General features: G+C 71.9%; 10 protein-coding genes. 7 read left to right on the top strand and 3 right to left on the bottom strand.

The window, feature by feature from the left end; genetic code table 11:
* Positions 1-117: 117 nt before the first annotated feature.
* Positions 118-4,365, bottom strand: a complete 4,248-nt coding sequence (locus tag ACULK4_RS11265; RefSeq protein ID WP_445964511.1) for an nSTAND1 domain-containing NTPase — start codon at positions 4,363-4,365, stop codon at positions 118-120.
* 152 nt (positions 4,366-4,517) lie between these two features.
* Between ACULK4_RS11265 and ACULK4_RS11260 the strand changes: the two genes are divergently transcribed.
* From ACULK4_RS11260 to serA, 4 genes are all read left to right on the top strand, one after another.
* Positions 4,518-4,880: a hypothetical protein gene (locus tag ACULK4_RS11260; protein ID WP_445964510.1), complete on the top strand. Its 363-nt coding sequence runs from the start codon at positions 4,518-4,520 to the stop codon at positions 4,878-4,880.
* A 133-nt stretch (positions 4,881-5,013) separates the two neighbouring features.
* Entirely contained in the window at positions 5,014-5,475 is a 462-nt protein-coding gene (locus ACULK4_RS11255; protein WP_445964509.1) for a hypothetical protein, read from the top strand.
* Positions 5,472-5,852 carry a hypothetical protein gene (locus tag ACULK4_RS11250; protein WP_445964508.1) on the top strand — a complete coding sequence of 127 codons (381 nt, stop codon included), beginning with the start codon at positions 5,472-5,474 and terminating at the stop codon, positions 5,850-5,852. Before ACULK4_RS11255 ends, ACULK4_RS11250 begins: the two co-directional genes overlap by 4 nt.
* Before the next feature lie 152 nt (positions 5,853-6,004).
* Positions 6,005-7,597, top strand: a complete 1,593-nt coding sequence (gene serA / locus ACULK4_RS11245) for a phosphoglycerate dehydrogenase (RefSeq protein ID WP_445964507.1) — start codon at positions 6,005-6,007, stop codon at positions 7,595-7,597.
* A 60-nt stretch (positions 7,598-7,657) separates the two neighbouring features.
* Here serA and ACULK4_RS11240 read toward each other — a convergent pair whose 3' ends face one another.
* Positions 7,658-8,224 carry a TetR/AcrR family transcriptional regulator gene (locus ACULK4_RS11240; protein WP_445964506.1) on the bottom strand — a complete coding sequence of 189 codons (567 nt, stop codon included), beginning with the start codon at positions 8,222-8,224 and terminating at the stop codon, positions 7,658-7,660.
* Between the two features lie 79 nt (positions 8,225-8,303).
* On the opposite strand from ACULK4_RS11240, the gene ACULK4_RS11235 reads away from it, so the two are divergent.
* On the top strand, positions 8,304-9,899 hold the full coding sequence (locus ACULK4_RS11235) for an MFS transporter (RefSeq protein ID WP_445964505.1): 1,596 nt from the start codon (positions 8,304-8,306) through the stop codon (positions 9,897-9,899).
* Between the two features lie 30 nt (positions 9,900-9,929).
* Here the strand turns inward: ACULK4_RS11235 and ACULK4_RS11230 are convergent, their stop codons facing one another.
* A complete protein-coding gene (locus ACULK4_RS11230) occupies positions 9,930-10,193 on the bottom strand; it encodes a DUF6458 family protein (protein ID WP_445964504.1) in 264 nt (87 codons plus the stop codon).
* Between the two features lie 135 nt (positions 10,194-10,328).
* Here ACULK4_RS11230 and ACULK4_RS11225 point away from each other — a divergent pair, with 135 nt between their 5' ends.
* Positions 10,329-11,399, top strand: a complete 1,071-nt coding sequence (locus tag ACULK4_RS11225) for a 3-isopropylmalate dehydrogenase (RefSeq protein ID WP_445964503.1) — start codon at positions 10,329-10,331, stop codon at positions 11,397-11,399.
* Positions 11,400-11,422: 23 nt separating this feature from the next.
* Positions 11,423-12,541 carry a branched-chain amino acid aminotransferase gene (locus ACULK4_RS11220; protein ID WP_445964502.1) on the top strand — a complete coding sequence of 373 codons (1,119 nt, stop codon included), beginning with the start codon at positions 11,423-11,425 and terminating at the stop codon, positions 12,539-12,541.
* Positions 12,542-12,588 lie beyond the last annotated feature (47 nt).

The raw sequence follows: 12,588 nt of genomic DNA, 5'->3' as shown, positions 1-12,588 counted from the left end.
CACCTCCCCGCGCATCCGCTGCGGCGACGGCGGGACCGGCTTCGCCCGGTCCCGCCGTCGGCGTCTCCGCCTCTCCGCGGAGACCCGGTTCGACGAGGACGACGACGTGGTGGATGCTCAACCGCGTGTCTCCACGGAACCCAGCGTGTCCGAGCACGTCTCGAAGTACGGCTCGTCCCCGAAGTAGGTGCGCCACTCCAGTCGGGTGAACTCCCGGCCGACCATGCGGCACGCCGCCTCGCGGAGGGCCTCGGGGCGCAGGTCCCAGACCAGTACCCCGTCGGTCGCGTTGGTCGCCATCGAGAGTCCGTCCGCGCTGAGGAAGCCCGCCGGCCAGGACTGCGTCGGATCCGGCTGCATCGCGATCTCGTCGCCGAGGCGCCGCGAATCGCGCAGGTCGTACAGCGTCACGCGCTGGTCCCACCCCGCGGTGAGCAGGATGGCGCCGTCGTCGCTGACGGCCATGTGCATCGGTCCGACGCCGGTCTTCGCCAGGGCGTGCACGGGCTCGAGGTCGCTCGTGCTCCGCATGAGCCGGGAACTGCTGGCGCTCAGCAGGTCACCGTTCGGCATCCCCACGACGCCACTGTCGTTCTCGAGGCCGCGCGCCACCTCCTCGCCGGAATCGAGGTCGTAGACGGCCGTGATCGTGCGTCCCAGCGGGTCGTCCCACCACGTGAAGGCGACGCGGCCGGTGTCGCCCAGCTCGCTGGATGCGATGCCGTACTCCAGCGGGTCGACGTCCGGCTCGATGAGCGTCCCGGTCTCGCCGGTGTGCGGATCGAAGGGCAGCAGCCCTTCATGCATGATCACGAAGGCGTGCGGCCCCATCCCTCCGCCATCGACCCACCATCCGGGTTCGGCGTCGGGCGGCAGGTCGAGCGGGCGAGTCGTGCCCGAGCCGAGGTCGTGCAGCATGACGGCAGTCTCCGGGGTGTCGCGGCGAAGCACGACGGATGGCGCGACCCACGCCAGCTCCCCGGCGGCTTCGCCGACCTCGGCGTCGGCGGCGATGTCCCAGAGCCGCATCGGGCCGAACTCGCCGTCGGGGCTCGGCGCATCCGCGGTGATGAGCAGCGAGTCGTCCGCGCCGAAGCCCTGGAGCACGACCTGCCCCGATGCGATCGGGCGGGAGATCGCCGGCATGCCGTCGAGGCGCCAGCGCAGCAGTGCGGCGGGCGAACGCGACGTGAGGGTGACGAACTCGCCGGTCTCCGAGAGGATGTCGACGCCGCGGTTCCAATCCGAGAGCGTGTCGAGCTCCGCGGTCGTCGGCCGGCCCGTGGCGAGGTCGAACGCGCGGATCGTGCCGACGCCGCTCGCGCAGACCAGGCGATCCGGTGGCGCCATCGCCCCGTCCACGCACCGGATCTCGTCGGCTCCGCGTCGCCACAGCGTCTCACCGGTCGCGAGGTCGACGCGGAGCGCTCCGTCGTCGCCCGCGGCGACCAGGCCGCCGTCGCCATCCGGCAGGAGCAGCAGATTGCCCATCCCGCCGGGGATCTCGCCCAGCGTCCCCACCACATCGAGGGTCGCGGCGTCGTAGGCGGTGACGCCGTCGTCACCGCTCGCGTAGAGGCGGTCCCCGACGAGGGCGAGTCCGTTGGTGCGGAGGTCGAGGCCCTCGAATTCCTCCGGATCGTGCTCCACCGCCCTCACGACCTCGCCGGTTGCGAGATCCACCCAGCCGGGGTCGGCGGTGATGGAATGGCTGAAGTACGCCCGCGATCCGTCTGGCGTGAGGACCGGATGCTGGCCGGTGCGATCGTCCAGTAGCACTGTCTCGAACCGCAGTCGACCCGTGGTGAGGTCGATCGCGTCCAGGTGGTTCATGCAGCAGCTGAACTCGCCCTCCCTGCGCATGGCGCCGGACTGGATGAAGGCGGTCGTGCCGTCGGCGCTCACGACGACGTCGCGCTCGAAGCGGAAGTCCACGGGGGGAAGCCGCACGTCGAGCTCGCGGATCGTCTCGCCGGTGTCGAGGTCGATCACCCGTACCGACGCGGGGTCGCTCGCCTGCTCGGCCGTCGCGGAGTCGGTGAGCCGGTCCTCGACGATGAGCGCGGTGCGTGTCCCCGGGATGACCGCCCCGCTCACGCGGGACTCGTCGCCGAGCGACAGCCGCATGACGAGCCCGTCGGCACCGGTCAGGTTCCCGAGCAGGGCGGAACGGGAGCGCGAGTCATCCGGCCACCGGCGCTGCAGCTCGGCGGCCAGCAGCGCCGCGACGTCGCGATCGCTGTCCCGGATCGCGAGGGACGTCGCAGCGATCGCCTCGATCGCCGCGTCCTCGGCGGCGGCTCGTGCCTGGCCGCGCTGCACCGCGGCGACACCGGCCGCGACCAGCGCGACGACGAGCAGGACGGCTGCCGCGCCCAGGGCGGACCGGAGCCAACGGTTCCTCGCCCGCTCGCGCGCGGCACGTGCGGCGAGTTCGCGCATCTCATCGGCGTGGCGGGCGAGCGACGCGTCCAGGAACGCCGTCTCGACCGTGGTGAGATCGGGTCGCGTCGAGTCCCTCCACTCGATCGCACCGTGGAGGCGGCCTCCGCGGAGCAGGTCGTCGTCGGGGCGGCCGGCGGCGTCCCAGCCGGCAGCGGCGGACTCGACCTGCCGGAGGACGCGGGCGTTCGAGGCGTCCTCGGTGAGCCACCCGTCCAGCCGGGGCCAAGTCGTGCCCACCGATTCGTGGGCGATCATCGCCGAATCCCCGTCGATCGTCACCAGCCGCGCGGCGACGAGGCCCTCCACGACGCTCCGGCGTTCCGGGTCCGCGGTCAGGGTGTCGAGCGGCACCCGTCGGCGTACGGTGATGCCATCCGGAGTTCGCTCCATCAACCGCATCATCAGCGAGCGGCAGACGTCCTGTGCAGCGGGCGACAGCCGTGAGTACACGTGCTCCGCGGACTGGGCGATCGCGCCCGCGATTCCGCCGGATGCCTCGTAGCCGTCCACCGTCAGCGTGGCGCCGTCACGCCGTGCCCAGGTCGCGACCAGCGAGTGCGAGAGCGCCGGCAGGATCCCCGGCCGATCGCCGGCGTCCCGGAGGATCAGTTCGACCAGCCCCGGTTCCATGCGCAGGCCCGACTCGCGGGCCGGCCCGACCACGGCCTCCCGGAGGCCGAGGGCGTCGAGCGGGGAGAGCGCGTACAACCCGCGCCCCAGCCGGGCGCCGATGCCCGGTACCGCCGTCGCCCGGTCGAGGAAGTCGGAGCGCAGCGTCAGGACGAGGCAGCCGCCCTCGTCCACCCACTCGGCGATGCGCGTGCCGAGTGACTCCGGCGTTCCGTCCGAGAGCATGAGGAGTTCCTCGGCCTGGTCGACGCACACCACCGCTGAATCGCCTTCGATGGCCGCGGCGAGCTGCTCCACGCCGGCCGCGTGCGGCGTGATCAGCGTCACCGTGCGACCCTGGTCGCGCAGTCTCGGGATGACCCCGGCCCGCAGCAGCGACGACTTCCCCGAGCCGCTGGCACCGATCAGCGTGACCACGGCGCGCGGCAGGCAGCGCCCGGTCAGATCGTCGGCGTCGGCGTCACGTCCGAAGAACAGGGCTCGGTCATCGACGCCGTACGCGGCGAGGCCGCGATACGGGCACGACGCCTCTGCGCCGCTGCCCGCTGGGCTGAACGGCGCAGGTGCGTCGAGCGCGGGATCGTGTCGCAGCATGCCGGTCTCGAGGTCCACCAGGCTGCGACCTGGGTCGATGCCCAGCTCCTCGGCGAGTCGGGTGCGCGCAGCGCGCAGGACGGCCATGGCCTCCGCCTGCCGGTCTGCCCGGTAATTCGCCAGCGCGAGGATCGCCCATCGGTGCTCGCGCAGCGGCTCCTCCCGCACCAGCCGTTCGGCGTCGGGGATGACCTCGCGGTGCTCGCCCGCACGGAGCCGTGCGTCGAGCAGGTCCTCCTCGACGCCCTTGCGGATCTCGAGGAGCCGCATCGCCTCGATCGCGCCCGGGGTCCACGACGCGACGTCGGGCAGCGGAGCCCCGCGCCAGAGATCGAGTGCTCGGCGGTAGCCGGCGATCGCGCGGTCGTGTGCGCCCTGCAGGGCGTGCCGGCGCGCGTCCGACACGATCCGTTCGAACTGCACGGCGTCGATGGCATCGGCGTCGATGCCCAGGCGGTAGTCGACCCCGACGGTCTGCACGGCTTCGGCGCCGAGTCGGGCGCGGATCTTCGCAACGGAGTTGCGGACCTGTTGCGCCCAGGTGGCGGGCGGGTGCTCGCCCCAGCAGGCATCCGCGAGTTCGGCGGACGAGACCGCCGACTCACGCCGCACGATGAGCGCCGACAGGATCGCGCGCTCTCTCGGGCTGGGCACCGGTCCACCGGTGTCCATCGGGCCGAGAATCCGCAGGATCATGAACGCGAGTGTGAGGACTGACGTCGCTTGCGTCAATGATCCCGCACGCCCGCGGATATCGCACGGATATCGGTGGATCGGGACTCGATATCCGCGCTTGGGACGGTGTCCATGTCGCCGCACCCGGCGGCCCCGGAACAAGGAGGATCATCATGGACGCACGCACAACGGCCCGTCGTCGGTCGCACCTCGCGAAGTCGGCAGCCGCGATCGTGCTGCTGTCGGGTATCGCGCTCTCCACCGCGGCCTGCCAATCGGAGGAGGCACTCTTCCGGCCGGGACCGGTTCCGGTCAAGCAGGACGGTCGGGTCCTGTCATCCCAGGTCGGGCAGGAGTTCGCGTCGACCAACGCATCGGCGGACCAGCTCGAGCGCGCGATCCTGGCCGAACTCGAACGCCGTCGCGCCCTGTCCGAGCGCTTCGCCGGGATGCCGGCGGACCGCATCGAGCGCGAGCTGGTGCACGGAGGCCAGGACGAGGCGGCGGTCGAGTCGGACGACACGCTCGACGAATAGTCGGGCCGTGACCGCTCGCGGCGCGGTTGCGGGGACGGCTGCGGCCGGCCCCGCCGTCGGCGCGCTCTGGCGGGGCCTTCGACGACGCGACGTCCGTGCGGGCGCCGCGACATCGATCGGTAGGCTGAACCGCATGAGCCGTGACGGCGACGACGAGGACGAGGCCCTCCGCTGGGAGGGCGACGACGACGCGACGCTCGCGCCCGGGTGGCGCGCGGTCGGAACCCCGGTCCCCGTGGCTCGGCCGGCCGACGAGACGACGGATGCCGCGGCATCCGCCACCGCGGCCGAGCGCGCCGACCAGCCGGGCTCGGCCGAGCTCGTCCTGCTCGGCGTCTTCGGCGGCGTCTACCTGCTGTACACGCTCGGGTGGCTGTTCACGGTCATCGGGTTCGGTGCTCCGGGCGGCGACGACGACCCGGTCGCCGCCTTCATGTTCGACGTCGGACTGTGGCTCACCGTGGCGGCGCCGGCGCTCTGGTACGCCGTCGCGTTCATTGCGACGCGAGGCCGGCCGCGGGCGAGGCTGCTGTGGATGCTCGCTGGAGCGATCGTGCTCGTCCCGCTGCCGTTCGTGCTGGGGGTGGGCCTGTGAGCGAGGCGCTGGAGCCGGACCGTGTCGAGGAGCTGCCAGGCGCGGCATCCGCCCGGCGGACTCCGTTCTGGCTCGAGATCGCCCTCGCGGTCGTCTTCGGGTTGTTCTTCGCCTACGACGCGTGGGAGGCCGTCGGCAACCTGGTGGGCCTCTCGACGTACGCTTCGGCGCTCGACACGACCCTCACGCCGCTCGGCTGGGTGCTGCTGATCGCCGCGATCCTCATGCCCGTGGGCCTGTTCGCGGCGGCCTTCGTGCTCGGGCGTCGCAGGTCGCCGCTCATGCAGTTCGGGCTGTACCTCTCGGCGCTCGCCGTGTCGGCGGTCCTGTACCTCGATCTCGTGCTGCTCCTGGGTCCCGGCGCGCTGCTCGCTTGAGCATCGTGGGCCGCGGATCGCGCTCGCCTGCGCGCGTCACACGATTCGGGAAGCCCGCCGGGGCTGAAGTAGCATGAGCGCGTCCCCGCGCCTCCGACGATGCCGGCGCACGCGTGCACGCGCACCCATCCGAATCCCGTGAAGGACCCATCGTGTCGAAGCCGGTCGTGCTGATCGCCGAAGAACTCTCGCCCGCCACCGTCGACGCCCTCGGACCCGACTTCGAGATCCGCAACGTCGACGGCACCGACCGTCCGGCCCTGCTCGAGGCGATCGCCGACGCGAACGCCATCCTCGTGCGTTCGGCGACCAAGGTCGACGCCGAGGCGATCGCCGCCGCACGGAAGCTGAAGGTCATCGCCCGCGCCGGTGTCGGCCTCGACAACGTCGACATCAAGGCGGCGACGACCGCGGGCGTCATGGTCGTGAACGCGCCGACCTCGAACATCATCTCGGCCGCCGAACTCACGGTCGGCCACATCCTGAGCCTCGCGCGCCACATCCCCGCCGCTCACGCCGCGCTCGCGCAGGGGGAGTGGAAGCGCTCGGCGTACACGGGCGTCGAGCTCTACGAGAAGACCGTGGGCATCATCGGCCTCGGCCGCATCGGCGCGCTCATCGCTGCGCGCCTCCAGGCCTTCGGCGTCGAGGTCGTCTCGTACGATCCGTACATCACCGCGGCCAGGGCGCAGCAGCTCGGCGTGCAGACGGTCACGCTCGACGAACTGCTCGAGCAGAGCGACTTCATCACCATCCACATGCCGAAGACGCCCGAGACGACCGGCATGATCGGCGCGGAGCAGCTGGCGCGCATGAAGCCGACCGCGTTCATCGTCAACGTCGCCCGGGGCGGCCTCATCGACGAGGACGCGCTGCACGACGCGCTCGCGTCGAAGACCATCGCCGGCGCCGGCCTCGACGTGTTCGTGGAAGAGCCGCCGAAGGAGTCGCCGCTGCTCGCCCTGCCGAACGTCGTCGTGACGCCGCACCTCGGCGCCTCGACCGACGAGGCGCAGGAGAAGGCCGGCGTCTCCGTCGCGAAGTCGGTGCGCCTCGCGCTCGCCGGCGAGCTGGTGCCCGACGCCGTCAACGTCGCCGGCGGCGTCATCGACCCGTACGTGCGTCCCGGCATCCCGCTCGTCGAGAAGCTCGGCCAGCTCTTCGCCGGCCTGGCGCAGGGCCCGCTCGAGAGTCTCGACGTCGAGGTGCACGGCGAACTCGTCGACTACGACGTGAGCGTGCTGAAGCTCGCCGCGCTCAAGGGCGTGTTCACGAACGTCGTGAGCGAGTCCGTCTCGTACGTCAACGCACCGCTGCTCGCCGAGCAGCGCGGCGTCGCGGTGCGCCTGATCGCCGACGCCGACAGCCCCGAGTACCGCAACGTCATCACGCTGCGCGGTGCGCTCGCCGACGGCACCCAGGTGTCGGTGTCGGGCACGCTCACGGGCACGAAGCAGACCGAGAAGCTCGTCGGCATCAACGGCTACGACATCGAGGTCCCCATCTCCGACCACCACATCGTGATGATCTACACCGATCGGCCCGGCATCGTCGCCGTCTACGGCAACGAACTCGGCGAGGCGGGCATCAACATCGCGGGCATGCAGATCGCCCGCCGGGAGGCCGGCGGCCAGGCGCTGTCGGTGCTGACGGTGGACTCGCCCGTGCCATCAGAGGTGATCGAGCGCGTGCGCGCGGCGATCGAGGCCGACGTCATGGTCGAGATCGACATCACCGAGTCCTGATCGAGCGGATGCCGCGGAGCGCGGGCGTCGGGCGACGCCGGCCCCGCGGCATCCGTCGTGTCAGGCGACCGAGTGGGAGCCGCCCGCGAGGCGCTCCAGAAACGCGACGAGGGCGTCCATCTCTGCGGGCGGCGGCGCGTCGACGCCGAGCTCGGGATCCTGGCCGTGCAGGGCGGAGTCGTAGTACAGCCCGTCGCCGATGAGGGTGATCGCGAGGGCGACGGTGGGGTCGGGGACGTGCCGGCGCACCGCCTCGAGCCAGCGCGCCCGCACCGACCGGATCGTGCGCGCCGCGGATTCGTGTCCGGCCTGGGCGAGCCGGGTGGCGGCGACGGCCGCGCGGTCGAGCGGCGAGCCGACGGCGACTGAGGATCGGACGTAATAGGCGACCGCCCCCTCCCGCGCGTTCTCGAGGACGGCGATGTCGTCGTCGACGAGTCGCGAGAAGCGCTCGAGCACGCCGTCGACGAGCGCATCGCGGCTGGCGAAGTGGTAGAGCAGGCCGCCCTTGGAGACCCCGGCGGCCCTGGCGGTCGCGTCGAGGGTGGCCGCGCGCTCGCCGGCCTCGATGAGGATGCGCTCGAACGCGTCGAGCACGGCGTCGCGTGCGGCGGGAGGGCGGCTCATGGTTCCGATCGTATCGAGGAGGGGGTCGGCGGTATCTGATACTCTACCGTCCAGACGGTACAGTTATAGGAACCCCGAGATGAACCACGAGACGACGAACACCGCCACGCTGCCCGTGCGAGCGGGTGCCGCGGCATCCGCAGCCACCCACGCCGACCCCGGTCGGGCGACCGCGCCGCGCGCCTCGCGTCGGCAGTGGATCGCACTCGCCGTGCTCATGCTCCCGGTGCTGCTCGTCTCGGTCGACAACACCGTGCTGAGCTTCGCGCTGCCGGCCATCGCGCGCGACCTCGGTCCCACCGCAGCCCAGCAGCTGTGGATCATCGACGCCTACCCGCTCGTGCTCGCCGCACTCCTCGTGGCCATGGGCAGTGCCGGCGACCGGTTCGGGCGTCGACGGATGCTGCTCATCGGCTCGGTCGGCTTCGCGCTCGTCTCGATCGGCGCCGCGTTCGCGCCCACCGCCGAGGCGCTCATCGCCGCACGCGCCGCCCTCGGGTTCTTCGGCGCCATGCTCATGCCCTCGACGCTGTCACTGCTGCGCACGGTGTTCGCCGATCGCGAGCAGCGCCGCCTCGCCATCGCGATCTGGGCGTCCGGCTTCGCCGCCGGCAGCGCGCTCGGGCCCATCGTCGGCGGCGTCCTCCTCGAGCACTTCGCGTGGGGCTCGGTCTTCCTCCTCGCCGTGCCCGTGCTCGTGCCGCTCGTCGTGCTCGTCCCGCTCCTCATCCCCGAGAGCCGCGATCCCGCGCCCGGCCCGATCGACGCGCCGAGCGTCCTCCTCTCGTTCGCCGCGATGGGCCTCGCCGTCTACGGCATCAAGCACCTCGCGACCGAGGGCCTCGACGTGCTCGGCGTGCTGGCTCTGGCCGGCGGGCTCGCGCTGGGCGCGTGGTTCGTGCGACGCCAGCTGCGCTCCGAGACCCCGATGCTCGACGTGCGCCTGTTCCGGCAGGGCTCCTTCGGCGGCGGCGTGCTCGTGAACCTCCTCAGCGTGATCGCGCTCGTCGGCTTCCTCTTCTTCGTGTCGCAGCACCTGCAGCTCATCGTCGGACTCTCGCCCGTGCAGGCCGGGCTGGCGCTCACCCCGGGGCTCGTCGCGATGATCGTCGCCGGGCTCTCGGTCGTGCCGATCTCACGGCGCGTCCACCCGCGCGTGCTCGTGCCGTCGGCGATCGCGCTCTCCGCGGCGGGCTACCTCCTGATCGCGCTCACCGCGGGCGACGGCGTCGCCGGGGTCGTGATCGCGTTCGTGCTGCTCGGCGTCGGCATCGGCGTCGCCGAGACCGTCTCGAACGAGCTGATCCTCTCGAGCGCGCCGCCCGCGAAGGCCGGCGCCGCCTCGGCGGTGTCCGAGACTGCGTACGAACTCGGCGCGGTGCTCGGCACGGCCGTGCTCGGCAGCATCCTCGCCGCGTGGTACCGCACCGCGATCGAGGTCCCGTCCGGGCTGACGGCGGGGCAGGCGGATGCCTCGCGAGAGACCCTCGCGGGTGCCATGACCCTCGCCGAGACGCTGCCCGGTGCGACCGGCGCCGAGCTCGCGGCATCCGCCGCCGCCGCGTTCTCCGGGGGGATCACCGTCACCGCCGCCATCGGGGTGCTGCTCATGGTCGCGGCGGGCATCGTCGCCGCGACCACCCTGAACGAGCCGCGGGGCGCCGCCTCGCAGTGAGACGGCGCCCCGCGGGGGCGACGCGGTCGATCAGACCGGCGTCGTGTCGTCCGGGCGCGAGGTCTCCTGGCGCGTCACGCGGTCGCCCGTCGCGGGGTCGACCGTGGTGCGGGAGGTCGCGACCGAGCTCCGTCGGCGCGCGAGCAGGACGATTCCGATGATGATCACCACGGCGCCCGCGGCCATGAGGATGTAACCCACCATCTGCAGGTTGATCCAGTCGACCGCCAGGTTCAGTGCGAATGCGAGAACGGCGCCGATGGCGAAGAGGACGATTCCGAGGCCGATGCTCATATGGGTGCCTGCTTTCACTCGGGCGGCATGAGCCGCGTGGAGAGGCGGTGGTCGCCTCCCCCTTGCGGCCGAGTGTAGTGAGCAGGGGGTGCCGCGGACAGTACTCTGGGAGGGCTGGCGCACGAAGGAGAGTTCATGGTAACCACGGTCAGGCTCGCGGTCATCCCGGGCGACGGCATCGGTCCCGAGGTGGTCGGCGAGGCGCTCAAGGTGCTCGACGCGGCCACGGCAGGGTCGGATGTCGCGTTCGAGCAGACGCGCTTCTCCCTCGGCGCCGGGCGCTACCTCGAGACCGGCGACGTGCTGACCGACGACGACCTCGAGGCGATCTCGGGCCACGACGCGATCCTCCTCGGTGCGGTCGGCGGCGTGCCGGGCGACCCGCGCCTGGCCGGCGCGAACATCGAGCGCGGCCTGCTGCTGAAGCTCCGGTTCGAGCTCGACCACTACGTCAACCTGCGCCCGTCAGTGCTCTACCCGGGCGTCGCGAGCCCGCTCGCGAACCCCGGCGACGTCGACTTCGTCGTCGTGCGCGAGGGCACCGAGGGCCCCTACGTCGGCAACGGCGGCGCGATCCGGGTCGGCACGCCCGCCGAGGTCGCGAACGAGGTCTCGGTGAACACCGCGTACGGCGTCGAGCGCGTCGTGCGCTACGCGTTCGCCGCGGCATCCGCTCGACCGAAGAAGAAGCTGACGCTCGTGCACAAGACGAACGTGCTCGTGTTCGCCGGGTCGCTCTGGAAGAGGCAGGTCGACGCGGTCGCCGCAGAGTATCCCGAGGTCGCGGTCGACTACCTGCACGTCGACGCGGCGACCATCTTCCTGGTCACCGATCCTGCTAGGTTCGACGTCATCGTCACGGACAACCTCTTCGGCGACATCCTCACCGATCTGGCCGGCGCGATCAGCGGCGGCATCGGCCTCGCGGCCTCGGGCAACATCAACCCCGACGGCCGGTTCCCCAGCATGTTCGAGCCCGTGCACGGTTCGGCTCCGGACATCGCAGGGAAGGGCATCGCCGACCCGACCGCCGCGATCCTCTCGGTCGCGCTGCTCCTCGACCACCTCGATCAGGGCGCCGCCGCCGAACGGGTGCGCGATGCGGTCGCCGCCGACGTCGCCGAGCGCGGCGACGCACGGCGCTCGACCTCAGAGATCGGCGACGCCATCGCCGCCCGCATCGGCGCCACCGTCGGCGCCCACTGACTCGCTTTCCGAAGGAGACCACCGTGACCACGACGAACCTCACCCTCCAGACGCCGTCGCCGGCGGGCCTGACCTGGCAGGTCACCCGCAACGAGAACGCGAAGTCCGACGCCGAGCGCGACGCGATCCTCGCCGATCCGGGGTTCGGCAACCACTTCACCGACCACATGGTCGACATCTGCTGGTCCGAGCGGGGCGGATGGCACCGGCCCCGCGTCTCCCCGTACGGCCCCATCCAGCTCGACCCGTCGGCCGCGGTCCTCCACTACGCGCAGGAGATCTTCGAGGGGCTGAAGGCCTACCGCCATGCCGACGGCTCGGTGCGGTCGTTCCGTCCGTACGAGAACGCGGCGCGCCTGCAGCGCTCGGCGCGTCGCCTCGCCCTGCCCGAGCTGCCGACCGAGTACTTCATCGACTCGCTCAAGCAGCTCATCGCGATGGACGCCGCGTGGGTGCCGTCGGCCCCCGAGACGAGCCTGTACCTGCGGCCGTTCATGTTCGCCAAGGAGGCGTTCCTCGGCGTGCGGCCCGCGAAGAAGGTCGCGTACTACCTCATCGCGAGCCCGGCGGGCGCCTACTTCACCGGCGGCGTGAAGCCCGTGTCGATCTGGCTGTCGACGAAGTACGCGCGCGCCGGAAAGGGCGGCACGGGCGCGGCGAAGACGGGCGGCAACTACGCGTCGAGCCTGCTGCCGCAGGCGGAGGCGGCCGAGCACGGCTGCCAGCAGGTGCTGTTCCTCGACGAGGGGAAGTACCTCGAGGAGCTCGGCGGCATGAACGTGATCCTGGTCTACCGCGACGGCCGACTCGTCACGCCCGAGTCGGACTCCATCCTCGAGGGCATCACGCGCGACTCGGTGCTGCAGCTCGCACGCGACCGCGGCCACACGGTCGAGAGCCGACGGGTGACGATCGACGAGTGGCGCGAGGGCGCGGCGTCCGGCGAGATCGTCGGGGCGTTCGCATGCGGCACCGCGGCCGTCATCACGCCGATCGGCCGCCTGCTCGCCGAGGACTTCGAGATCGTGCACAACGGCCCCGATGCCTCCGAGCTGGCGATGTCGCTGCGCGAGGAGCTCACCGGCATCCAGTACGGGCGCCTCGAGGACCGCCACGGCTGGATGCTGCGTCTCGACGCGTGAGGTCCGCGGGCGCGGGCGACGCGGTCGACGCCGAATAGGCTGGTGCC

The sequence above is a fragment of the Agromyces selenitireducens genome (genome assembly GCF_052748465.2).
This window is presented reverse-complemented; position numbering and strand designations above follow the sequence as displayed.